The organism is Streptomyces xanthochromogenes (assembly GCF_014650455.1).
In the GTDB taxonomy this organism is placed as follows: domain Bacteria; phylum Actinomycetota; class Actinomycetes; order Streptomycetales; family Streptomycetaceae; genus Streptomyces; species Streptomyces xanthochromogenes.
Genome location: NZ_BMUZ01000003.1, coordinates 280,217 through 304,528 on the forward strand (window position 1 = coordinate 280,217; position 24,312 = coordinate 304,528).

19 protein-coding genes are annotated in these 24,312 nt (G+C 69.1%); 10 read left to right on the forward strand and 9 right to left on the reverse strand.

Annotation, left to right across the window (positions count from 1 at the left end):
• Positions 1-619: 619 nt before the first annotated feature.
• Both IE267_RS08595 and IE267_RS08600 read right to left on the reverse strand, forming a co-directional pair.
• Positions 620-1,858: an amidohydrolase family protein gene (locus tag IE267_RS08595; protein WP_189762691.1), complete on the reverse strand. Its 1,239-nt coding sequence runs from the start codon at positions 1,856-1,858 to the stop codon at positions 620-622.
• A 61-nt stretch (positions 1,859-1,919) separates the two neighbouring features.
• Positions 1,920-3,449: an MDR family MFS transporter gene (locus IE267_RS08600; protein ID WP_189762692.1), complete on the reverse strand. Its 1,530-nt coding sequence runs from the start codon at positions 3,447-3,449 to the stop codon at positions 1,920-1,922.
• 466 nt (positions 3,450-3,915) lie between these two features.
• Between IE267_RS08600 and IE267_RS08605 the strand changes: the two genes are divergently transcribed.
• Positions 3,916-4,416: a VOC family protein gene (locus IE267_RS08605; RefSeq protein ID WP_167161153.1), complete on the forward strand. Its 501-nt coding sequence runs from the start codon at positions 3,916-3,918 to the stop codon at positions 4,414-4,416.
• A 403-nt stretch (positions 4,417-4,819) separates the two neighbouring features.
• Here IE267_RS08605 and IE267_RS08610 read toward each other — a convergent pair whose 3' ends face one another.
• Both IE267_RS08610 and IE267_RS08615 read right to left on the reverse strand, forming a co-directional pair.
• Positions 4,820-5,353, reverse strand: a complete 534-nt coding sequence (locus tag IE267_RS08610; RefSeq protein ID WP_189762693.1) for a VOC family protein — start codon at positions 5,351-5,353, stop codon at positions 4,820-4,822.
• 407 nt (positions 5,354-5,760) lie between these two features.
• Entirely contained in the window at positions 5,761-6,867 is a 1,107-nt protein-coding gene (locus IE267_RS08615; RefSeq protein WP_229860879.1) for a serine hydrolase domain-containing protein, read from the reverse strand.
• 381 nt (positions 6,868-7,248) lie between these two features.
• On the opposite strand from IE267_RS08615, the gene IE267_RS40400 reads away from it, so the two are divergent.
• The 7 genes from IE267_RS40400 (at position 7,249) to IE267_RS08645 (ending at position 15,504) form a co-directional block, all read left to right on the forward strand.
• Positions 7,249-7,524 (forward strand): SAM-dependent methyltransferase, encoded by a 276-nt coding sequence (locus IE267_RS40400; protein ID WP_189763003.1) that lies wholly within the window; start codon positions 7,249-7,251, stop codon positions 7,522-7,524.
• 389 nt (positions 7,525-7,913) lie between these two features.
• Positions 7,914-8,441: a universal stress protein gene (locus tag IE267_RS08625; RefSeq protein ID WP_167161150.1), complete on the forward strand. Its 528-nt coding sequence runs from the start codon at positions 7,914-7,916 to the stop codon at positions 8,439-8,441.
• Positions 8,442-8,988: 547 nt separating this feature from the next.
• Entirely contained in the window at positions 8,989-11,154 is a 2,166-nt protein-coding gene (gene kdpB / locus IE267_RS08630; protein ID WP_189762694.1) for a potassium-transporting ATPase subunit KdpB, read from the forward strand.
• A 307-nt stretch (positions 11,155-11,461) separates the two neighbouring features.
• Complete coding sequence (locus IE267_RS08635) at positions 11,462-12,274, forward strand: SDR family NAD(P)-dependent oxidoreductase (protein ID WP_167161146.1); 813 nt, start codon at positions 11,462-11,464, stop codon at positions 12,272-12,274.
• 36 nt (positions 12,275-12,310) lie between these two features.
• Positions 12,311-12,385, forward strand: coding sequence for a 50S ribosomal protein bL37 (locus IE267_RS40620; protein WP_494518713.1), 75 nt, complete (start codon positions 12,311-12,313; stop codon positions 12,383-12,385).
• Positions 12,386-12,482: 97 nt separating this feature from the next.
• On the forward strand, positions 12,483-13,361 hold the full coding sequence (locus tag IE267_RS08640) for a GNAT family N-acetyltransferase (protein WP_189762695.1): 879 nt from the start codon (positions 12,483-12,485) through the stop codon (positions 13,359-13,361).
• Positions 13,362-14,631: 1,270 nt separating this feature from the next.
• Positions 14,632-15,504, forward strand: a complete 873-nt coding sequence (locus IE267_RS08645; RefSeq protein ID WP_189762696.1) for a DUF4389 domain-containing protein — start codon at positions 14,632-14,634, stop codon at positions 15,502-15,504.
• 27 nt (positions 15,505-15,531) lie between these two features.
• Here IE267_RS08645 and IE267_RS08650 read toward each other — a convergent pair whose 3' ends face one another.
• The 4 genes from IE267_RS08650 to IE267_RS08665 form a co-directional block, all read right to left on the reverse strand.
• Positions 15,532-15,915 carry a VOC family protein gene (locus IE267_RS08650; protein WP_189762697.1) on the reverse strand — a complete coding sequence of 128 codons (384 nt, stop codon included), beginning with the start codon at positions 15,913-15,915 and terminating at the stop codon, positions 15,532-15,534.
• A gap of 360 nt (positions 15,916-16,275) precedes the next feature.
• A complete protein-coding gene (locus tag IE267_RS08655) occupies positions 16,276-17,124 on the reverse strand; it encodes a universal stress protein (RefSeq protein ID WP_189762698.1) in 849 nt (282 codons plus the stop codon).
• Positions 17,125-17,149: 25 nt separating this feature from the next.
• Positions 17,150-19,492, reverse strand: coding sequence for a phosphoketolase family protein (locus IE267_RS08660; RefSeq protein ID WP_189762699.1), 2,343 nt, complete (start codon positions 19,490-19,492; stop codon positions 17,150-17,152).
• Positions 19,493-19,621: 129 nt separating this feature from the next.
• Positions 19,622-20,125 (reverse strand): universal stress protein, encoded by a 504-nt coding sequence (locus IE267_RS08665; protein WP_189762700.1) that lies wholly within the window; start codon positions 20,123-20,125, stop codon positions 19,622-19,624.
• Between the two features lie 331 nt (positions 20,126-20,456).
• Between IE267_RS08665 and IE267_RS08670 the strand changes: the two genes are divergently transcribed.
• Positions 20,457-21,149, forward strand: coding sequence for a response regulator (locus tag IE267_RS08670; protein ID WP_167161131.1), 693 nt, complete (start codon positions 20,457-20,459; stop codon positions 21,147-21,149).
• A 9-nt stretch (positions 21,150-21,158) separates the two neighbouring features.
• Here IE267_RS08670 and IE267_RS08675 read toward each other — a convergent pair whose 3' ends face one another.
• Positions 21,159-22,856 (reverse strand): sensor histidine kinase, encoded by a 1,698-nt coding sequence (locus IE267_RS08675; protein ID WP_189762701.1) that lies wholly within the window; start codon positions 22,854-22,856, stop codon positions 21,159-21,161.
• A 300-nt stretch (positions 22,857-23,156) separates the two neighbouring features.
• Between IE267_RS08675 and IE267_RS08680 the strand changes: the two genes are divergently transcribed.
• Positions 23,157-24,278, forward strand: a complete 1,122-nt coding sequence (locus IE267_RS08680; RefSeq protein ID WP_189762702.1) for an epoxide hydrolase family protein — start codon at positions 23,157-23,159, stop codon at positions 24,276-24,278.
• Positions 24,279-24,312: the final 34 nt, after the last annotated feature.

The following is a 24,312-nucleotide window of genomic DNA, read 5'->3' on the forward strand; positions in this document are numbered from 1 at the left end:
GCAGTCAACTCCGCAGCGGCCATTGCGTCAACCCCAGCTTGTTACCGGCGAGTTACTGCTGCGGTTTCAGCTTCCTCGGGGTGACAGCGCGCTACGTCGCGTTGGCGGCGGGTACGCACGGCGGCGACCCTCGCGACGTCGGGCAGCCCACCGTGCCCCGGATTGCGGGACTTGGTGATGTGACGACAACTCAAATCCGCCCGGCACCAGGTTGGTTGGCGACGATGGCCAACAGGAGACGCACCCCTGATCCATCCGCCGGATTCTTCCCTGTGGGGAGCCGCCCAGCGCCGCCTCTTGAACCCGGTTGTAGGCAGCGACCTCCGCCGGTCACGACGTCGGCCGAGCCCGGACCGGCCCGGCCCGGCCCGGCCACGTACGTACCGTTGGGCCCCTGACCGGTAAGCGGTCCGCGTCACGCGACGCGGACATGTCTACCGGCGCCGTTCCCGGCCCGGACGAGTAGCGGTCATGCCCCGGTCCGGCCTAGAGGCAGGCCGAGAAGGGCGATGAGTACCACGGCAGGGGGCCTGGCCGTCTCGGCGCAGAGGTGCAGGCCCGGCTCGCCGAGACGGATGGGTTGGGCCCGATCCCGCCCAACGTCCGGACGCCCGACGGTTCAGACCACAGTGAGCCGTGTTCCGCGACGCCACACGGCACGGGTGTTCAGGGTGTCGGAGATGGTGGTCGTGGGGTCGCCGTCGACCAGGAGCAGGTCGGCGCGCAGCCCTTCGGCGATGCGGCCGCGGTCGGCCAGGCCGAAGCGCCGGGCGGTGGTGGCGGTGGCCGCGCGCAGTGCCTGGGCCGGAGTCAGGCCCGCTTGCACGAGGTACTGCAGTTCGTGGTGGACGCTGGCACCGTGGGCAAGGCCGCCCAGGAACGGCATCGGCATGGATGCGTCGGTGCCCGTCAGGATGTCGACGCCCGCGTCGTACAGGGCGCGTACGGAGCCCAGCACGTCGGCGATTTTGCCCTGGGGGTAGTGGTTGAAGCTGCTGCGCAGGGTCTTCGTCCATGCCTCGTCGAGCCGCGCGGCCACGCGTGGATCGTCGGCCAGTTGGTCTCCGGTGATGCCCATCATGGACGCGTTCAGGACGACGCAGGGCACGACGAAGGCACCGGAGTCCCGGATCAGGGTGATGATCTCGTCCGTGTGGGGGCCGTCCATGAACAGGTGGACCAGCCCGTCGATGCCGGCCTCGATCGCCATCCGAGTGGCTTCGATCGTCAGGGCGTGGGCGACGGTCAGCTTGCCGTGCCTCTTGGCTTCGGCGACACCTGCGTTCAACGTCGCCCGATCGAGCATGGGCAGGCCGGGATGGCCCTCGACAGAACCGTCGTCGACCATGAACTTGATGTAGTCCGAGCCGCGTTCGATGAGCTGCGGAATGAAGGCGACGGCCTCCTCGGGGGTGGTCGAGAACGGCATGAGCGGTGTTGGCCCGGACGCCCCGGACGGCGGTCCGGGACGGAAGCCCTCGGGGAACAGCTCACTGGGGTGGCCGCCCGGCGGGGTGATACCGAACCCGGAGGAGCGCACGTCGGCCACGGTGTCGTCCGCGGTGATGTGCGCGCGGTTGTCGGCGGTGTACGTTCCTTGCATCTCCAGCTCGGTGGTCACTCCGAAGCGCAGTGCCAGGGCGAGAGATTCGACGTTGGTGTGGACGTGGGCGTCGATCAGGCCGGGCAGCAGGGTTCCGCCCTTGGCGTCGACCACCTGTGCACTTGCTGGAGCGTTTCCGCCCACCGCGAGGATGCCGGTGTTGTCGAAGACGACGGTGGTCGCCTCCAGGGTCAGGTCGCCGTCGAAAACCCGCGCGTTGATGAGGGCGGTGCTGGGGGCGGGGGTCGTGCTCATCGTGGGTGCTCCGTTCTATTCGCGCGGCACTGAGCCGCTGCCTGCCGTAGGTGAGGCGGCGTCAGTTGGCCGTGGCGACAGCCGCGTTCCCGGGGGCTTCGACGGACGTGGGCGGGCCGGCCTTCTTGAGCGGTACTTCCACGACGAAGAGCGCGGCGACGAAGGCGAGAGCGCAGACGATCGCGGCGGTGAGGAAGATGTGGCTGGTGCCGCTCGTGACCGCGGTGAGGTAGGCGTCCTTGGCGCCGGCGGGCAGGGCGCTCGGGTCGACCTCACGCCCGGCGGGCAGATCGGCCTGGACGGCGCGAGTGAACAGCGAGCCGAAGACGGCGACGCCGAGGGAGCCGCCCAGCGTGCGGAAGAGGTTGGCCGAGCTCATCGCGGCGCCCATGTCGCGCAGGGAGACGCTGTTCTGCGCGATGGTGCCTGCCATCTGCATCGTGAAACCTAGGCCGATGCCGACGAGGACCATGTACAGACCGGTCAGCGTGAATGACGTACCGGCGTCCATGGTGGCCAGGAGTCCGAGCCCTGCCGCGAGGAACACGGTCCCGAGAACAGGGAAGATCTTGTATTTGCCCGTGGCGGACATGACCTTGCCTGCGATGGTCGACACGATCACGACAGGGATCATCATCGGCAGCATCAGCAGACCGGAATTGGTGGCAGAAGCGCCCTGAACACTCTGCTGGAACAACGGCAGGTACAGGCCCGCCCCGAACGTGACCACACCACCGGCAAGGGTCAAGGCCATCGCCAGTGGGTAGTTGCGGTGACCGGTGAACACCGACAGCGGCAGCAGCGGCTCACTCACGCGCTTCTCCACCAGGATGAACAGGGCCAGGCCCGCGATCGCGACCACACCCAGGGACAGGATCTGCCAGGAGCCCCAGGCATAGGTGCTGCCCGCCCAGGTGGCGGCCAGGACGATCGCGCTGATGGAGAGGGTCAGCAGGGTGATGCCCGCCCAGTCGATCTTCGCCTTGATGCGCTTGGTGGGCACGTGCAGCTTCGACGCCAGCCACACCAGGGCGACCAGGCCGATGGGGAGATTGATGTAGAAGGCCCAGCGCCAGTCGAAGTGGCCGGTGACGAACCCGCCGAGCAGCGGGCCACCAATGGTGCCGATCGCCATGACGGAGGCCGTCATGCCCTGGTACCTGCCCCGCTCTCGGGGCGGTACGAGGGCGCCGATCAGCGCGAAGGCACCCGCGCCGATGCCGCCGGCTCCGATGCCCTGCACGACGCGGAACGCGATCAGTTCGCCCATGGACTGGGCCGCCCCGCACAGGGCGGACCCGGCGATGAACACGGCGATGGAAGCGAGGTACATGGGCTTGCGGCCGAACAAGTCACCGAACTTGCCCCAGACCGGGGTGGTGACGGCGGTGATCAGCGTGTAGGCGGTAACGACCCAGGAGATGTGGTCCAGGCCGCCGAGGTCACCCACGATCGTGGGCATCGCGGTGCTGACGACCATGTTGTCGAGCATCGACAGCAGCATCGCGAGCATGACGCCGAGCAGCACCCACCGGACGTTCTTCGGCACGGTCGGCTCGGCGGCGGTGGAGGGGAGGGATGCAGTGGACATGACTGATCACTCCTTTCGGGCATGAAGGAGAAGGAGGTGGACGAGGCGGGACGGATTGCGTCGACCGCCCCTCAAGAAAAGCACACCGACTCCCTAAGTGCAACGGTTCACCTTTTTGAGTCGTACACCTTTGGCGGCCGAAGCCATGCGCATGCCACAACCGAGGCCCGAAGCCGCGACGGCAGCGATGGGGCCCCGCAAGCCGAGCAGCGCGCCCTCGGCCGCCCCGACGGCCGATGCCGAGGTGACCCTCCGAATCCAATGGCGTCCGGCCGCCGACCACCCCCTGCCGCTTGCCGCTCTCTCACGCAGCGGCGCCGCGAGAATTGTCCAAGAGGCGCCCTGGCCCCTCCCTCTGCGATACGTGACGCTGAGATCGCGGATTGGGGAATTTACTTGAAGTCTCACATTGTTTAACGTCGCAAGCGAGGCCGCCGCCTCGCGCTTCGCAGTCGAGGGAGACCCCATGCCAGTACGCCGCCTCAACCACGCGGTGCTCTACGTACGAGACGTCGCACGAGCCGTCGAGTTCTACACGGACGTCTTCGGGTTCAAGGTCGACGTCGACCTCCCCGGCCGCGCGGCCTTCCTCAGCGCCGAGGACACCCTCAACGATCACGATCTCGGCCTCTTCTCGGTCGGGCCGGCGGCGCCCGGCCCCGAGCAAGGCCGCGTCGGCCTCTACCACTTGGCGTGGGAAGTGGGCACCCTTGGCGAGCTCGCGGACATCGCTGCCAAGATCAACGAACGCGGAGCCCTGGTCGGGTCGACGGACCACGTCGTGTCGAAGTCCCTTTACGCCAAGGACCCCGACGGCAACGAGTTCGAGATCATGTGGCGCGTGCCGCGCGAGGACTGGCCGTCCGCAGCCGGGGCGGCCAGCCCGGCCGCCCTCGACCTCGAGGAGGCGCTCAGGCGTTGGGGGCCCGACCTGAAAACGGGCGCCGCGGCCGGTTCCGCGACCTGAGCGACGTCCGGAGCCCCGCTCGACAGTCCGGAGCCCCGCTCGACAGTGAGACCGGCCAAGGTGCTGACCGGCGCGGACCAACTTCCCTTGCGCATCTGACGGTTCAACCGGTCACACCGGGCCCGAGGTGGGCCTACGGGAAGGCTGCCGACAGTCGATCAGCGGCCTGTTTGCCGCGGTGAGAGGCACCGTTGTCGACGACCCAGAACACTCGCTTCGCACTCGCGTAGGGATCCTGGCCCATGACTTGGGCGACCAGGCTCATGAACGGATCGATGCCGGTGGTCGGCTCGCAGCGGCCGGATACCTGCACAACCCATCCGCCCAACGCTCCTCGCCGGATGCGACAGGATGACCGTGCTGCTTGGCTACCCGTCGGGGCATGCCGGCGCTGACACCTCGGTCAGTTGGCTGTTCTGACGGGTGCGCTGCTGCGTCCACGGGACTGACCGCTCAGCTCGGCGTCGAGTGTCTCCTGAGCGGTACGCATGACCTCGGCGTATACGGGATCCTGCAGCCGCTTCCACATGGCGCCCTCAGAGACGTCCTCAATGCGGCTGACCACCCACCAGATGTTGCCGAAGGGGTCCTTGATGCGTCCTCCGCGCTGCCCAAAGGCGTCGTCGGCCAAAGCGGTGACGACACGGCCGCCGGCCGCCACGGCTTGCGAGAACGCCTCGTCCGCGTCGGCGACGAACACGCGCAGCAGGCTCGGCATGGCCGGCCAGTCCGCGTGCCGGTCGAAGGCCAACACGACCGTGTCACCGACCCGGATCTCACCGTGCCCGATCAAGCCGTCCTCAGTCGGTACCCGCCCGAGCTCCTCGCCCCCGAACACCTGGGCCACAAAGTCGAGGAAGGCCCCCGTATCGTCCGTAACGACCCAAGGCGCAACGGTGGTGTAGCCCTCCGGCGATGCGGTGCTCTGCTCCATCATCGCAGTCCTTTCACTGGGGTTGGTGACGGACAGCCACGATAGGCATGAGCTAGGTCAGTTCCTGTCCCAAACAGCTGTGGGCTTGGGCCACGGCCAGTGCCACCTCCCGGCTGCTCGCGCCCGTCTTCGCCAGACCCCACACGGGTTCCCCGCTTCGTCAGCCCAAGGCTGGAGAACGCTGAGTAGTCGAGTTGCTCGCAGACCTTGCCCAGTCTTGTGGACGGGAACGTGTGCCCGTCACGCCGTCGCGAGCAAAGCCCAGCACGACGCGGCTGCCAGCACCGCATCGCCGCGCTTGGGGGCCCATGTGCCGATGGAATCAAACAGGCCCAAGTGGCCTGCTCCGTAAGCGAGATGGCCCGCTCTGGATAGTTCGCGCTCCATGCGAACCACCAGTATCGCGGGATTCAAGCGTCCGCGTTGATCTGGGCCGTGGTGATGTCCGCGAGCCGTTGAGCGGTGTTGAAGTGAGGGGTGAGCCGGGTCTTGGTCAGGGCGAAGGAGACGTTCGTGGCCGGGTCGGCATAGACGTAACTGCCGCCGCCACCGACCCAGCCGAACGTGGTGGAGACTTCCTGCTGTTGCTCACCGATGCGCCCCAGCGGATAGCCCATGGCCAGTCGCGCGTGGTTGCCGAAGACCTGGTCGGTGCCTTCGAAGGCCACCGCTGTCAGCTCGTCCAGCTGGTGTGAGCCGATGAGTCGACCATTGAGCACTGCCGCGTTCATGGCGGCGGCTCCACGCGCGGTGAAGGTACCGACCGATGGAATGTCTGCCCGCAGGATCCGGTGACTGTTGCCCATCGCCGCGCTCGGTCGCATCTCCCAGGGCGCGAGGACCGCGTCTCCTGGCGGGGTGGCCGGCGAGGTTGTGGCGTCCTCAAGCCGGGCGAGACGGGGCAGGTCGGCACCGGGCACCCCGAAATACAGCTCACCCTCGATACCCAGGGGTACGGTGACCCACTCGCGCAGTAGCTGTCGCATCGGTTTGCCGGTGGCTCGGCGTGCGAGTTCGCCGACCAGGAAGCCGAAGGTGAACGAGTGGTACCCGGTCTTGGTCCCGGGGGCCCACCGCGGCTCGGCGTCGGCGATCGCGTCACACACCCGTGGCCAGTCAGAGAGAGCGTCGGGGCCGATGCATCGGGGCATGGCCGGAACACCGACGGAGTGTGTGAGCACGTGCCGGAGAGTCGCGGTCTCCTTCCCATGGACACCGAACTCCGGCCACAGCTCAACCAGGGGTGCGTCGTATCCGACCGCACCCCTCTTCACGAGCAGGTGCGCGATCAGTGACGTCATGACCTTGCCCGCGGAGAAGCTGAAGAACGGGGTCCCCGAAGACACCCTGCGCCCGCTTCGGGTGTCGGCGAGACCGGCGACGGCGTCGGCGACAAGGCCGCCCTCGTGGTAGACGGCGACCTGCAAGCCGGTTTCGGCTCCACTGTCGACGAGTTCGTCCACGGCGCTCTGGAGCTCCTGCTGCAGTGAGAACATGATCTTCACCGATCCGGCCATGTGTAGCGCGTCTCCCTGGACGTCGGCAGTTTACTGAAGGCGAATCCGACCCTGGGCTCGACTCGATAGGGCCTGACAGCACCACCCCTGACGCCCTTGGCCGCCCGTGGTGAAGCACAGCCCACCCAGACCGCCACTGAGCCCATGACGAGCGCGGCCGTACCCAGGATGGAGGCCACGGAGTTGCCATTACGCGCGCGAGGGCCTACCCGCAATCCTCCAAACCAGGGTCCTCGCCCTGGCCGACGAGCCCGGCGGCAAGATCAAGACGATGTGTTGATGATCTGCAAGCAGGATGGTGGCGATGGGTAGGCTCCCGACGCGAACCTCCCGACGCCCAGGCTTCCGAACGGAGACGTTCCCGATGATGATCAGGACCGAATACGCCAAGTTGTACTGGATTCCGGGCTGAATCACAGCTCGGGATATTTCAAGGACGCCGACATGCCGCTGGACGACGCCCAACTCCTCAAAAACGCGGAGATAGTGCGGAGTTGCCGGATACAGCCGTCGAACCGCGTCCTCGACATCGGCTGCGGATGGGGGGCGGCCGCGCGTCTGGCGGCGGCAAAAAACCACGGCAGAGTCACCGACCTCACACTGAGCATGGAACACCACGCAGGGCCCGAGGCGGGACGGTGCCCAACGCGCCGGTAAGGGCGTCACGTAGCTGCGGGCTGATGAGCCGCACGCGTGCCCGGCTCACCCGCGCCGCTGTCATCGACCCCGCTCTCCAGGTACTGGACCGTCACCGCCACGCGTTGCCCGCCCGACGCGACGGCACCACCCTGGCCACCGGCACCTATTGCGTCGACGAGGCGGTCGGCGGAGCGTGGCGTGTGCGGGTCGACGGGAAGACGACGAGGACGACATCGTCGCCTTCGGTCGATGGGCCACGACGCACCTCCCACCTCGTTGCCCCGTCATGATGCCGTCAGGTTTCGCCCCCGGGCCGTCAGAAAGGCGCCAACAGCGGGACCGCTCAGTCGATTTGCTCTGTCTCATGAACCCATGTACGCGTGGATGTCGAGGGACAGTGACGGCCGATGAGCATGCCCCAGAGGCGCCGGGTCGTGGTCGGCGTGAGCGGTTCGTTGGGGAGTGTGACGGCTCTTCACCGGGCCGCGGACGAGTCGCACCGGACCGGCGCCACCTTGTGGGCCGTACTCGCGTGGGAGTTGCCCGGCGGTGACCTCGGACACCGTGGACCCGCCTGCCGGCCGCTGCTCGCCGAGTGCCGACGCCGGGCGGGTGAGCGGCTCTTGGAGACCATCGACGACGCCTTCGGGATCGCCGGGCCGGGCGTGGCGATGGAGGGCCTCGTCGTACTCGGCACCCCGGGGTCCGCCCTGCTGTCGGTGGCCGACCGGCCCGACGACCTCCTCGTGGTCGGAGCCGGTACGCGTGGGTGGTTTCGGCGCGCGCTGCGGCCCTCGACCGCCCGCTACTGCCTGGCGCACGCGTCCTGTGCGGTGCTCGCCGTGCCGCCCTCTCCGCTCCAGGACGAACTCGCCACCGTGCACTGGAGGAACACCTGGCGGATGCCCGTCGACCTCCGGGAACTGGCCGACTGAGGGTCCCGCCGGGTGCCGGTGCGCGACTCGACGGCGTCGCCGAGGCACGCCACACGAACCGACCCGCACGTCCGCCCCGCACGGCCGGGCTGCACGTCCGCCCCGCACGGCCGGGCTGCACGTCCGCCCCGCACGGCCGGGCTGCACACCGGTCACCCCTCGCGCCCGAGCCCCTCGGTGGCGCCGATTGCGCCGACCGTCAAGGATCTTTGACGCCTCCTTGGCGTCCCGCGCAGCCGAGCTGTCAGGGGTGCGTCAATACCCCGCGTAACGGGGAGAACACGGGGTTCCTGTCGCCTAAGTTTCTGTGTTGCCGCTCAACAGAGGCGCGACCCCGTGGCCGGCCGTCCACCGGCCAGGGGAGGCGACACCCCAGTCGCAGTGCGCCCCGCCCGCTCTTCGTCGGCGCTGGGACCCCAGCGCCGACGGAGAGCCCAAGGCACCTCCTCTCGCCCCTCCTTCATGCCACAACCGACCCGGCCGGTCCTCGGGCAGAGGCAAGAGCGCACAAGCAAGAACCGGCATCCCACCAGAAGGTCATTCCTCGATGTCTTCCGCAGCGCAGCAGCAGGCCCCTGCCGTTCCGGCTCCCACCGGTCCACCGCCGAGGAATCCACCGATCCCCCCACATCACCGCAGTCCCCGGCGCGCCGGGTTCTTCGAACCCGTGCAGTTGGTGCGGTCGTTCCCCGACGCCCTGCGCAAACTGCATCCACGCGCCCTGCTCCGCACCCCCGTGCTCTTCGTCGTCTCCATCGGAGCCGTGCTCACCACGCTCTCCGCACTCGTCCATCCGTCCGTCTTCACCTGGGTGATCAGCGTCTGGCTCTGGCTCACGGTGATCTTCGCGAACCTCGCGGAGGCTGTTGCCGAGGGCCGCGGGAAGGCGCAGGCCGAGTCGCTGCGCCGGGCCCGCACCGACACGGTGGCGCTGCGCCTGCGCGACAACTGGCGGGTCGGCACCGACCTGCGCCGGGCACGGACCGAGGCCGTGGCGGCGACCGACCTCAAGCCCTTCGACTTCGTTCTCGTGGAGGCCGGCGAGCTGATCCCGGCCGACGGAGATGTGGTGGACGGAGTCGCGGCCGTGGACGAGTCGGCGGTGACCGGCGAATCCGCGCCCGTGATCCGCGAGTCGGGCGGAGACCGCTCGGGCGTCACCGGGGGCACCAGCGTCCTGTCGGACCGGATCGTCGTGCGCGTCACCTCCCGCCCCGGACACTCCTTCCTCGACCGGATGATCGCGCTCGTCGAGGGCGCGTCCCGGCAGAAGACGCCCAACGAGATCGCGCTCAACATCCTGCTCGCGGCACTCACCATCGTGTTCGTGCTCGTGGTGGTCACGCTCCAGCCCATGGCCCAGTACGCCAACGCCGCGCAGTCCACCACCGTCCTGGTCGCCCTGCTCGTGACCCTGATCCCGACCACCATCGGGGCGCTGCTCTCCGCGATCGGCATAGCGGGAATGGACCGCCTGGTGCAGCGCAACGTCCTGGCCATGTCCGGCCGGGCCGTCGAGGCGGCGGGCGATGTGAACACCCTGCTCCTCGACAAGACCGGCACCATCACCCTGGGCAATCGTGAAGCCGCCGCGTTCCTGCCCATGCCCGGCGTCCAGGAGCACCATCTGGCGGACGCCGCCCAGCTGGCCTCGCTCGCCGACGAGACCCCCGAAGGGCGATCGGTAGTGGTGCTGGCCAAGGAGAAATACGGACTGCGCGAGCCGGACGAGGGTGACCTCGCGGGTTCGCGCTTCGTCGAGTTCAGCGCACAGACCCGGATGAGCGGGGTCGACCTGCGCTGGGACAACGGCGCCGTATCCCACATCCGCAAGGGTGCCACCGCGCAAGTCGTCGAGTGGGTGCAGATGTACGGGGGCCAAGTGCCGCCCCAGGCACGCCAGTTCACCGACGCGATCTCCGCCGCCGGGGGCACCCCGCTCCTGGTGGGCGTGAACGACTGGAACGGCCCCCGGGTGCTCGGCGTCATCCATCTCAAGGACGTCGTCAAGGACGGCATCGCCGAACGGTTCGCCGAGCTGCGCCGCATGGGCATCAAGACCGTCATGATCACCGGTGACAATCCGCTCACCGCGCGAGCCATCGCCCAGGAGGCGGGGGTGGACGACTACTTGGCGGAGGCCACCCCCGAGGACAAGCTCGACCTCATCCAGCGTGAGCAGGCCGGCGGCAAACTGGTCGCGATGACGGGTGACGGCACGAACGACGCCCCCGCCCTCGCCCAGGCCGATGTGGGCGTGGCGATGAACACCGGTACGTCGGCCGCGAAGGAGGCCGGCAACATGGTCGACCTCGACTCCAACCCGACCAAGCTCATCGAGATCGTCGAGATCGGCAAGCAACTCCTCATCACACGCGGGGCGTTGACCACCTTCTCCATCACCAACGACGTCGCGAAGTACTTCGCGATCATCCCTGCCATGTTCGCGGGGTCCTACCCCGGTCTGGAAGCACTCAACATCATGGGCCTGCACAGCCCGACCTCCGCGATCACCTCGGCGATCATCTTCAACGCACTGATCATCGTGGCGCTGATCCCGCTCGCCCTGCGCGGCGTGCGCTACACCCCCGCCTCCGCCCACGACCTGTTGCGCCGCAACCTCGGCCTCTACGGTCTGGGCGGGCTCGTCCTGCCGTTCGTCGGCATCAAGCTCATCGACCTCCCCGTCTCCATGATTCCGGGGCTCGGCTGACGTCGTCAGCGGCTTTCACTGGCGACCCGCATCAGAGCATCGTCAAAGACATCCGGCCTCTCTTGAGCAACCCCTCGCGAGGCAGTTGTATAAGAGCCGTGAACAGCAGTCCGCGCCATGACGACCGGCCACCTCATCAGGTGTGACCCGGTAGCGCCCGCTGTTCCCGCGTCGGCTCTCTGAGCCGCGCCTCCCTGCGCCGTACGCCGCCGCCGCGCCCACGCCGGCGGCGTACGTGCGCTTCACTCCACACGTCGGGCCGCGCCTTCAGGCGCAGCCTCGTCGTGCCGTCACTCGGGAATCCACCATGACCTCCAACTCGTTCACCGGCAGCACCGTTCTGGTGACCGGAGCCACCGCAGGAATCGGTTTCGAAGCCGCACGGCAGCTGGCCCAGCGCGGCGCCACCGTCCTCGTCCACGGCCGCACCGCCGACGACGCCCAGGCGGCGGTGGACGCGCTCATCGCGACCACCGCCACCGTCGAAGCAGGCCAACTCTGCCCCGTCTCAGCCGACTTCACCCGCCTGGACGAAGTCGAGGCAATGGCCCACAGGGTCATCGAGACCCACCCCGGCCTCGATGTCCTCGTCAACAATGCGGGGATGGCGGCCCCCGAGCGTCACACCGTCACCGCCGACGGCAACGAGATCGCCTTCCAGGTCAACTTCCTCGCCCACTACCTGCTGACCTGCCTCCTGGAGCAGGCGTTGACCAGCGGCCCCGGCGGGCGCGTCGTCAACGTCTCCTCCTCGTTGCACCGCACCGGCAGCATCCAGTGGAGCGACCCCAACCGCTCACGGCGCTATTCCCGGCTCGCCGCCTACGCCCAGGCACAGCTCGCCCTCACCGTGTTCGCGGCCGATCCGCGCGTGGCCGCCGTCTCCGTGCACCCCGGCATCTGCGACACGGCTCTGCTCCCGCTCTACGCACACGAGGGTGCCACTCCTGCCGAGGGCGCGGCACACGTGGTACGCCTCTGTGACCCCGCCTTCGAGATCGTCAACGGCGCCTACTACGACCGCGACCAGCGCGTCGACCCGGCCCCGGCAGCGACAGAGAACCGCTCGGTACAACGTCTCGACAAGCTGGCCGCCCTGCTCGTCGGCCACACCGCCTGACTCGTCCTCCCCCTCAAAGCCACGGAGAGCACCCCCATGTCCAAGCGTGCCCGCAAGAAGAAGGCTCGGCGCAAGAAGAACGCCAATCACGGCAGCAGAGCCTGCGGCTAGCTCCACTACGGCCCCGAGGGGGCGGACCGGCCCGGCGGACAGTCCGCCCCCTCCCTCGTTCCCTCACCCCGCATCACTCCGAATCAGGTGACTTGCCATGATCGAGCTTCCCCTGCACCAACTGGCCTCGTACCTCGGCTGGTTCCCTCAGGCATCAGCCGGGCAGATGGCGCTCGTCGAGCACGTGATGGCCACCCGCCGCGGCCGCCTGTGGGCGGACCGAGCGGACCGGCCGCGCGCCATCGCCGTCGGCTGCGGCGGCTATCTGCTCCTCGGCGGCGACCCCGAGGCCCTCGGCCCGTCCGCGATGGCACCCCTGGCAGGTCAGTACGTCCTGGCCCCGTCCCGGTTCCTGCCGGCGCTCTCCTCGGGGCTTGAGCGGGTCACGCCCTGGGAGCGCATGGCCTACGTCCGGCGAGCGCAACCGCTCTCACCGCGTCCGCCACGAGGTGTGACACTGCGCCGGCTGGTCGTCACGGACGCCCGTGCGCTGGCGCTGCTCGGCTCCGACAGCGCCTGGATCCATGCCAGTTGGGGCGGCGCGACCGGCATCTCGGGCTCGGGACACGCTTGGGGTGCCTTCCTCAAGGGCCGGCTGCTCGCCGTCGCCTGTACGTACTTCGTGGGTAGCCGTTACGAGGACCTCGCCGTGGTCACGGCCCCCGGTCACCGCCGTGAGCAGCTCGCACTCAGCTGTGTCGTCGCGCTCTGCGCGGATGTCGAGGCCCGCGGCCGCAAGGCGAGTTGGACGTGCTCTCGCCACAACCGTGCGAGTCGTCTGCTCGCCTGGAACGCCGGGTTCCGCCTGGAGCGGGAGTACGTCCACTATGCGACGGGCTCGATGTCCACGGGGAGCCTCACGGGCCCCCGTTTCGTTGCCGAGGCCACCTCGGAGGACGCCCGCTCCCGGGATTCCACCCTTCACCTTCTCGCCGCCCGGTCTGCCGTCCCGGCCACTCACGGCCCCCTCAACTGAACTCGGCCAGTCGTGGCCGCGACCCAAGCACGAGCAGCCCGGCCCCGAGGAGCAGCGCGCAGAGGGTGGCGGGCCCTGTACGTCAATGGCGTTCCGCGCCATGGCGATGGCCTTGTCATGATGGCCGGCATTCGTGGGGTGGGGGTGACCCTGATCGTGGCGCTCGTCGGGCTCCAGGTCGGCATCGCGCGCACTAGTGCTGTGGTGAGACGGCGTTGAGCCGGCTTGCTGCCCGCGTCGGCAAGGAGACCGACCGCACCGTGTTCAAGGTCTCGGGCCTTGAGTAGGCGGCGGCAAAGCCAGCATGGCCCGATGTCGCGGTGGTGTGCTGTGCGGCGGGCTCACGCCGCACAGCACACCCCGGGCGCGTAGCCGCTCATACGCCCCCCAACAGCGGCCACTCGCCTCGAAGGCCCTGGCCGCGGAGTGCACCGATGCGCGGCTGTGCAGGTGCGACGAGGTCAGGTAGACGAGGTAGGTCAGGTATCCGACATGGAGTGCCGGGAACCCAGTGCGGGCAGCTCCCAGAGGAGCACCGCGCGCTATGTCGGGCTCCGGGCAGCAGGGGGAGTCGTGTACTCATCCCTCGTATGGGGCAGGCCGTGCAGGACGCACATGCCGCCGGTCCACCGCATCGATGGCTCCCCTCGAATTCCCGTCATGACCAGAGCGGGGCTGCGGAGCCGGGGCAACTTCGACCCCCGGCACGCAAGCGGATCCGCCAAGACACCCGGGGGCTGGGGGCGCGGCGGACGCTGCGCCGATCACAGAGCAAGAGCCAGACGTTGGAGCGCCCTGCGCATCTCTGCCCTCCCCGGACGGCGGGAATCACGGGAAATCGACTTCAGGCCTACGCCAGCGCAATGAGCCGCCGGTCATACCGAAGGGGGTGCCTCACCCAGCGCGGTGCTTCCATCAGTTCAGGTTCCGGCCGGCGGCGGATGGCTGGGCCGTCTGATCGGGATCGATCCCGATCAGCACGTACAGCGAAGAGCACGCTTGCTGGGCAGTCCTCCCGCAGAGGACGCTCACCGCAGGCTTCCAAGCTCTCGCGGAACGCCGCCGTGAGCCGAGGCCGCGAGCCGCTGCCGTGAGCCGAGGCAGTGGACACCGGCCGAGGGCCGACGCCGTGAACAGAGCAGAAAACTTCCCCCGCATCACTCGGATACCCGTATCCCGCAGTCCCCCACTGGCCCCCTCAGCCGCGCGGAAGCGGCCGATCAGGAGCAGCATGACGGTGTTGGCCGCACCAAAACGGTCGGGAGCGCTCATGACGGCAGAGTGGAACCAACGGCCCGTGACCAGTGCTGAACACGGCGAGTGGCTGCCGGTGCTGGACATTCCCGCTCCGGGACGGCAAAGGCGCTGGACCGTACTGCTGCGGTGGCTGCTGCTGCTCCCACAGTTCGTGGTGGTCGTGTTCCTGGGCGTCGCGGCCTTCTTCGTCACGATCGCAGGCTGGTTCGCCGCCCTGTTCACGGGACGCCTGCCCGACGGGATGTTCAGGTTCCTGAGCTCCGTACTCGCCTACTCGACCCGGGTCGACGCGAGTGCCATGCTCCTCGTCGACAGCTACCCGCCGTTCGCGTTGTCGGCGCCCACGTACCCCGTACAGATCGAGGTCCGTCCCACCCCGCTCAACCGTGCCGCGGTGTTCTTCCGGCTGATCCTGATGATCCCGGCGATGATCGTCAGCAGCCTCCTCCAGAGCGGCTGGTACGCGATGTGCTGGGTGCTCTGGCTCATCGCTCTGGTGTTGGGACGCCTGCCCGCTCCCCTGTACGCGGCTACCGCCGCCGTCACCCGCTACACCATGCGGTTCAACGCCTACGCCTCGCTGCTCAGCCCCGCCTACCCCAAGCGCCTGTTCGGCGACGAGCCCGCGGCCGCAGACGAAGTCCACTCCGGCACCCGGCCCCTCATCCTCGACACGGCGGCCAAGGTCCTCGTCGTGCTCTTCCTCCTCCTCGGCCTGGCCGGCCACATCACCAATGCGACCGTCGAGAGCAACACGGGTGAAGACACCAACGCCTCTGCCTCCGGAGCGGCAGCCGGTCGGCACGCCCCTGGCTCACTTCCCTTTCGATCAGCGCAAGAGGGCAGCTTTTTCAACCTCGACTTCAGCAGGCAAGACGCGAGGTGATTCCGCCGCGCACACGTTGAATCAGGCTCATTGGGCGGGTGCCTCGGCGAGCGAAAGGCTGTTCCCGTCGGGGTCCAGCAGGACGACATGGCGTACGCCATTGCGGTAGGTCTCGACCGGTTCGTGGCCGATCCCGTGTGCGGCGAGTCGGGCCAGGATGTCGTCGAGGTCGTTCACGCCGAGCGTGATCATGGCTCCCCCTACATGCTCGGCACGCACGTCCCGATCGTCGACGACGACCCATGCGTTCTCACCGACCTGCCACAGATACTCCTCGCCGATGATCTCGTCCGCCGGGCGCCCGAAGAACACCTCGAACCACTCCACTGCCTTGGCCCGGTCCCTCACACACAGGACGCTGTACAGGTCCACTCGGATCACCCCGACCAGTTGTTTTGCAAGTTGGACCATGCCGCTGACTGAAACTCATCGGAGGAGGCAGCCTCGTTCTCCACAAAGAATCGGGCTTGACGGCCGCCGGAGCGAGCAGGCGAGCCTCAGCGGGGTCCAAGTCGTCGGCGCCAACTTCTCTATGCGCCTGCTTCTCCTGGGAGGGGTCCGGCCAAGTGGGGCGACGGTAGTCGGTGAGGCGGCGCTGGAACGGGGTCGTCACGCTTCGGGAAGCCGTACGGGACAGCAGTCTCATCCCGGTCGCCGAACGCCTCACCTACACCTTCGAAGGCATGGTCGCCGTGAACTGCTCGCTCACCGGCCGTGTCCGGGCGGAGCCGTCGCGAACGCCACAGCCCCGCCCGGACAACGGCTCGGCCACTACACGTGCGGCATCACCGCCAACGGACAGACGCTGTGATGGATCATCGAGTGGGCAACTGGCCCCAGCCTGGGGCCACTTGGGATGCGGCGGCCGACGATCAGCAGGCTCGCCCCGGTCGACGCCAGCAGTAGATGATGGGCCGCGCGGCCGTGGACCGTCCGCTCCGACACCTCCGTGTCCGCGTACTTGTGCCTCCAGGGGTTCAGCATGGCGGCCAAGTGGTGCAGCTGCTCCTCCTCGGGATCCACCGCGGAACCGGACGGAGCCAGCGGAAACGCCCAGGTGTGCAGGACGTGCAGTGGCGCCCGGCGTGCCCTGGCAGCTTCGAAGGCGTACTCGATGAGCTCGTCGCACGGGTGGTCCAGATCGATGCCGAGGACGACCGGGCGGTACGGCCCGGCCGCCGAGTCCCAGTGCTCGTCCTCGGCCCGCGCCCCCGCCCGGACGAGGACCACCGGACAGTTCGCCCCTGCTGCGACCGCGAGGGCGACCGATCCGACGAGGAACCCGGCGAAGCCCGCGAATCCGCGCGATCCCAGGACGACACACCCGCTGGAGGCGGCCGCGTCCAGCAGGGCCGCGTCCGGCGGCCCTGCTGCCTGGCGGCGGCTGATCTCGAGGGCGGGATGGGCGGAGGCCAGCGCTCGGGCCGCTCGGTCCAGCGCGTGCCCCGTACGCTCGGCCGGGGCGTCCAGCTCGGGCAGGCCGGTGTGGGACCGGGGTTCGTCCCCTGCGTGCAGCAGGAGGAGCGGCAGTCCTCGGCGAAGGGCTTCCCGGGCTGCCCAGTCGGCCGCGTCCAGGCTCTCGGCGGAGCCGTCGATCCCGGCGATGATGATGCGATCCATGACGCACCTCCTTGGTGCGAAGGGGTTATCCCGTCCAGGTCCAGTCGGCGATCTCCGGCAGGTCGGTGCCGTGTTCGCGGATCCAGGCGTGGTGGCGGGTGCGGCTGTCGGCCATCGTCTGGCGGACGGAGGCCGCGCGGGTGGCGAGGCCGGGGACGCGGTCGATGACGTCCATGACCAGGCGGTACCGGTCGAGATCGTTGCGTACGACCATGTCGAAGGGTGTGGTCGTGGTGCCGGACTCCTTGTAGCCCCGGACGTGGAGGTTCGCGTGTCCGGCCCGGCGGTAGGCGAGACGGTGGATCAGCCAGGGGTAACCGTGGTAGGCGAAGATCACCGGCTGGTCGCGGGTGAACAGCGCGTCGTACTCCAAGTCGGCCATTCCGTGCGGGTGTTCCTCGTGCGGGAGCAGTTTGGCCAGGTCGACGATGTTGACCACCCGCACCGCGAGGTCGGGCAGATGGCTTCGCAGCAGCGCCGCCGCGGCGAGCACTTCCTGGGTGGGTACGTCGCCGGCACAGGCGAGGACCACATCGGGCTCCCGGGTTCCGTCCTCGGTGCCGGCCCAGTCCCAGATCCCGGCGCCGCGGGCGCAGTGGGCGCGGGCCTCCTCCAGCGTGAGCCAGTCGAAGCAGGGCTGCTTCCCCGCAACGATCACGTTCACGTAGTCCCGGGAGCGCAGGACGTGGTCGGCCACCGAGAGCAGTGTGTTGGCGTCCGGCGGCAGGTACACGCGCACGACGTCCGGACTCTTGTTGAGCACGTGGTCCACGAAGCCGGGATCCTGGTGCGAGAAGCCGTTGTGGTCCTGGCGCCAGACGTGCGAGGTCAGCAGATAGTTGAGGGACGGCACGGGAGCGCGCCACGGCAGTTGGCGCGCTGTCTTCAGCCACTTGATGTGCTGGTTGACCATGGAGTCGACGATGTGGACGAACGCCTCGTAGCAGGAGAACAGTCCGTGGCGGCCGGTGAGGTTGTAGCCCTCCAGCCAGCCCTGGCAGACGTGCTCGGAGAGGATCTCCATCACGCGTCCGTCGGAACTGAGGTGTTCGTCGGTCTTCAGGACCTCTGCCTGCCACGCCTTGCCAGTGACCTCGAACAGCGCGCCCAGGCGGTTGGATTCGGTCTCGTCCGGTCCGACCACCCGGAAGTTGCGTTGCTCGGCCGAGTCGGCCATGACCTGGGCGAGCAAGCCGCCGAGGACCCGGGTCGGTTCGTGCAGGGTCGCGCCCGGCTTGTCGACCGGCACGGCGAAGTGCTCAAGGGGCGGAACGGGCAGTGCGCGGGTGAGCAGGCCGCCGTTGGCGTGCGGGTTCGCGCCGAGGCGCAGCTCGCCGCGCGGCACGCAGGCCAGAACCTGATCGGCCGGTCGCCCCTCGGCGTCGAACAGCTCATCTGGCCGGTACGAGCGGAGCCATGCCTCCAACTGCCGCAGGTGCTCCGGGTTCTCGCGGACGCCTGCCAGCGGCACCTGATGGGCGCGCCAAGTTCCCTCCACCGGTAGGCCGTCCACCTCCGCAGGGCCCGTCCAGCCCTTGGGGGTGCGCAGGACGATCATCGGCCACCGTGGGCGGCCCTTCGACCGCTTGCACTCCGCGATCCGCTCCAGCGCGTGGTCCATCGCCCGCGTCATGCTGCGATGCACCTGGTCGGGGTCGGACCCGGTCACGTGCAGGGGCTCGTAGCCGTAGCCCGTCAGCAGGGAGTCGAGTTCGGCCTCGGGGATGCGGGACAGGACCGTCGGGTTGGCGATCTTGTACCCGTTCAGGTGCAGGATCGGCAGCACCGCGCCGTCGTGGACCGGGTCGAGGAACTTGTTGGCGTGCCAGGACGCGGCCAGCGGCCCGGTTTCCGCCTCTCCGTCGCCGATCACGCAGGTGACCAGCAGGCCGGGGTTGTCGAAGGCGGCGCCGTAGGCGTGCGCGAGGGAGTAGCCGAGTTCGCCGCCCTCGTGGATCGAGCCCGGCGTCTCCGGCGCCACATGGCTGGGCACGCCACCGGGGAAGGAGAACTGCCGGAACAACTCGGCCATGCCCGCGGCGTCCCGGCCCACATCCGGATAGACCTGGCTGTAAGAGCCGTCCAGCCAGGAGTTGGCCAGCACGGCGGGCCCGCCGTGGCCCGGCCCCCAGATGCACACGGCATCCAGCTCGCGATCCTTGATGAGCCTGTTGAGGTGGGTGTGGACCAGGTTGAGGCCGGGTGAGGTCCCCCAGTGACCGAGGAGGCGCGGCTTGATGTGCTCGGGCGCGAGCGGTTCGGTCAGCAGCGGGTTGCTCATCAGGTAGATCTGCCCGGCGGACAGGTAGTTCGCCGCCCTCCAATGGGCGTCCAGTGCGGCCAGGTCAATCGGTCGGTCCTTCGTCATGGTCTGTCCTCGGTCTCAGTGGTCGGTCGTCCGCGATCCATGACCTGTGGGCCCGCCTGTGGTCCGTGGTCCCGTGGTCCGTCGTCTCGGTGGGATCGGGTAGGGATGTGTACCGCGTACGGGAAGGGCTCACGCGTGCGGAATCACGGCCACCGGGCAGGCCGCCTGGTGCAGCACGGCATGGTTGACCGGGCCGAGCTGTATCCCGAGGTGGCTCTTGCGACGGCGGACGCCGACGACGAGCAGATCGGCCGTGAGCGCCGTGTCCAGGAGTGCCTTGCGCGCATGGCCCTCGATCACCTGAGGCCGCACCTCCACCTTGCCCGCCACTCGCGTAATCGGACGCAGGGCTTCGGTCAGCACATCCTGCGCCAGCACGCGGTGCCGCTCCACGTCCCCCCGATGGTCCGGGTGATCGGCGACGTCCCGGGCCGGACGGCGCCAGGCGTGCACCGCGACCAAGGCGGCGCCCCACGCCTCCGCTTCCCCGAACGCGAACTCCACCACCGGGCCGCCTTGTTCGGGTGCGTCGACGCCGACGGCGATCCGGCCGTAGCCACGGCGCAGGTGTCGCTCGTTGCCGCGTACGACGATCACCGGGGATCGCGCCCGGGCGGCGACCGCGAGACCCACCGAACCCGATCACTGGCTTGTCCACGGTGCCACTCCCCTTCCGGGCTCGCCCGCGTCCGGGGCGTCATGAGGGACGTTTCCACTGCCGGGGGCGGGCTGGCAGGGGCGAACCGGCCCCACTGGGGGACGTTCGGCCCCTGCCGGTCGGCGCGCGTGGTCCGCGGGGCGGGTGCGGGGTCGGCTCAGGGAGAGGCGATAGCCATCCGTAACCGGTCGCCCCCGCGTGGTACACCGGCTCCAGGGCGATCGATGGGGCCGTTCGGCCCCTGTCGCACCGGCCCCGGAACGGGCACGCTCAGGCCGAGGCCATCGACAGTCAGGGGACATCGACGTGAGCGACGCACGGGCCTTCTCTCCGCAGCACCCGATCCGGGTCTTCCTCCTCGACGACCACGAGGTGGTGCGGCGCGGAGTGCACGACCTGCTCGACGCCGAGCCGGACATCGAAGTGGTCGGCGAGGCCGGCACAGGCGAGCAGGCGCTGGTACGCGGGCCCGCGCTGCGCCCGGACGTCGCCATACTCGACATCCGACTGCCCGACGGCGACGGCATCACCGTCTGCCGCGAACTGCGCTCCCGGGTGCCGGAACTGGCCTGTCTGATGCTCACGTCGTTCGACGACGACGATGCGCTGCTGGACGCGATCATGGCGGGGGCGGCCGGGTACGTCCTCAAGCTGATCAAGGGCTCGGACCTCGTCGAGGCCGTACGGACCGTGGCCTGCGGCCAGTCCATGCTGGACCCGGCCACCACCGCCCGGCTGATGAGCAGCCTGCGCGGACCGGACAAGGAGGCCAGGACCGAAGATCCCCGCCTTGCGGGCCTGTCCGACCGCGAGCGCGAAATCCTCGCCCTGATCGGTGAGGGAATGACCAACCGGCAGATCGGCCAGCGGCTCTACCTCTCCGAGAAGACCGTCAAGAACCACATTTCCCGGCTGCTGGCGAAGCTCGGAGTCGAGCGCCGTATCCAGGCGGCGGTACTCGCCACACAGTTCAACCACGCCGCGGACGAGCACCGTTGACGCACGGGATCATTTGGGTCCGGACAACGGAACCTTCCATTCCAGGCGGGTGCCGCCCTCGGGGCCGGCCCCCGTCGTGAACTTCCCTCCCAGCCGCTCCGCACGCTCGGCGAGGTTGCGCAGCCCGCTGCGCCGCCCGCCCTCCGCGATGCCCACGCCGTCGTCCACGACGTCGACCGTCAGCTTCCCCTTGCGCACCACAAGGGAGACGTCGGCCCGCGAAGCCCGCGCATGACGAGCCGTGTTGGTCAGCGCCTCTCCGAGTACCGCGACCACCTCGTCCGCCAGCGCTTGTGGAACGTCGGTGTCCAGCAGTCCCTCCATCAGGAGGGCCGGGGTGAACCCGAGCGAGGCCACCGCTCCCTCCAGCACCCGCACGGCCCGCACCCGCAGACCGGCTGCGGGCCCTTTCGCCTCGTGCGCCCGTAGCCCGAAGATGGTCGAGCGAATGATCTTGATGGTGTCGTCCAGATCGTCGATCGCCCGGCTCAACCGCTCGCCCGCTTCCGGGTGGTCGACGAACCGCTGTGCGCTCTGCAGGGTCATGCCGGTCGCGAACAGGCGCTGAATGGCCAGATCGTGCAGGTCGCGGGCGATCCGGTCCCGGTCCTCAAGCAGGCTGACCTGTTCGGCGTCGCGGCGGCGGTCGGCCAACTCAAGGGCCAGCGCGGCCTGCCCGGCGAACGCGGGGAGCGGAGCCGTCTCGGCCCTGGCGAAAGGCGGCCGGCCCGACTCGCGCGCCAGGAGCAGCACCCCTCGCTCCCCCATCGGCACCGCGACCGCGGGCCCCATCCCCTTCCAGCGTTCGGGCTGATACGTCATCCGGGGATCGATGCTGACGTCCACGGTGGCGACGAGCCCCCGCTCGGCCAGTGCGGCTCCCGCCATGGTCCCGTCACGCGGCACCCGCAGCCCCCGGTGGGCCTCCGCCCGCCGTCCAAGTGCCAGCACGCCGCGCAGCTGGTCCGCCCCGTCCTCCACCAGTTCGACGACGCCCAGCTCGGCCGAGGTGATCTCCTTGGCCCGCTCGACCATTGCCTCCGGCATTCCGGACAACAGCCCGGCGGTGAACTCCGCGCTGGCCGCCAGCCATTGCTCCCGAAGCCGCGCCTCCGCATAGAGCCGGGCGTTCTCGATCGCCACTCCCGCCGCCACGGCGAGCGTGGCGAGCAACGACTCGTCCGCGTCGTCGAACTCGGCACCCCCGCGCTTCTCCGTCAGGTAGAGGTTGCCGAACACCTCCTCCCGTACCCGGATCGGGACGCCGAGGAAGGAGTGCATGGGCGGATGATGTGCCGGAAAGCCCGATGACGCCGGGTGCTCGGACAGCTCCGCCAAGCGGAGCGGGTCGGGGTGCCGGATCAGCTCCCCCAACAGGCCGTGTCCCGAAGGCAGTTCACCAATCCGTGTCCGCAACTCGTCGCCGATGCCCACCGGAAGGAACTCCGACAGCATCTCGCCCTGCCCGATCACACCCAGCGCCCCGTACTCGGCGTCGACCAGCACCACGGCCGCCTCGACGATGCCCCGCAGCACCTGCGGCAGGTCGAGTCCACGCCCCACCGACAGCACGGCCTCCAACAGGCTGTGCAGCCGGTCACGAGTGCCGCGCACGGCATCGATCCGTACTTGGGGCTCGTCGAGCAGTTCGTCCGGCCGCAGTCCGCCCAGCCGGCCCCCGGAGCCGTCCCGCTCCTGCGTGGTCATGGAAACCGCCCCCACTTGGTTCGAGCAGAACAGGCACAGTGCTCGCCCACACGGTAGCGGCGGGGCCACTCGGGAAGCCCTCGCTGGGCAAGGACGGCAGGGAAACGTCCTGCCCCTTCGGCTTCGTGCCAAGCGGTGCACCGCGCGCAGCACAGGGCGGAACCTGAGGTGGATGATGATGACGGGAGGCCGCGGGTGACCGGCAAGCAGCACGGAAGGACGAGACCGGAGGTTGCCGGGCAGAAGGCAGCGGGACTCTCCAGTGATCCGACAACGCCTTGACCAGTAAGGAGCCTTGCCATGTCGGCCGAGCCATTCGAGGTCAGCATCACCGAAGCCGAGATCGCGGATCTGCGTGAACGATTGCGACGGACCCGGTGGCCCGAGCGCGAGCCGGTGGACGACTGGGCACAAGGTCTGCCGCTGGCGTATGCGCAGGAGCTCTGCCGCAGCTGGGCCGAGGACTACGACTTCGGGTTCGCCGAGCGGCTGAACGCGTTCCCGCAGTACCGCGACACGATCGACGGGCTGGGCATCCACTTCGTGCACGTCCGCTCGCCGGAGCCGGACGCGTTCCCGCTCGTGCTCACCCACGGGTGGCCGGGCTCGGTGCTGGAGTTCCTGGAGGTCCTCGGCCCGCTCACCGACCCGCGCGCGCACGGCGGTGACCCGGCGGACGCGTTCCACGTGGTCGCGCCCTCACTGCCCGGATACGGCTGGAGCGACAAGCCCTCGACGACCGGGTGGGGCATCACCCGCATCGCGCGCGCCTGGGACACGTTGATGGTCTCGCTGGGCTACGAACGGTACGGCGCGCAGGGCGGCGACTGGGGTTCGGCGGTGTCCGGGGCACTGGGCGAGGTGGCCCCCGAGCGGGTCGCCGGCGTGCACCTGAACCTGGGATCCGTGGCGGCGGGCACGTTCGACGACCCGACGCCCACGGAGCTGGCCAATCTGGAAGCCGAGCAGGAGATGCGGCGCACCGGCCGGGGATACTCGGCGATCCAGGCGACCCGGCCGCAGACGCTCGGCTACGGCCTCACCGACTCTCCGGCGGGGCAGGCCGCCTGGATCGCCGAGAAGTTCTGGGCGTGGACGGACAACGAAGGCCACCCCGAGGATGCGGTGTCACGGCAGACGATCCTCGACGAGATCTCGGTCTACTGGTTCACCGCGTCGGCCACGTCGTCGGCGCGCCTGTACTGGGAGAGCTTCGCCAACTTCCGGGACAAGGTGACCGCGCCATCCGGCCTGTCGATCTATCCGCGTGACATAACCCGCCCGTCGAGGCGGGAGGCCGAGCTGCGGTTCACCGACCTGCGCTGGTTCGAGGAACTGCCGCACGGCGGCCACTTCGCCGCGCTGGAGCAACCGGAGTCACTGGTCGAGCAGGTGCGCGGCTTCTTCCGCCTGCTCCGCTGACTGTCCCGGGGCGCGCACGCGGAGCGCACAATCC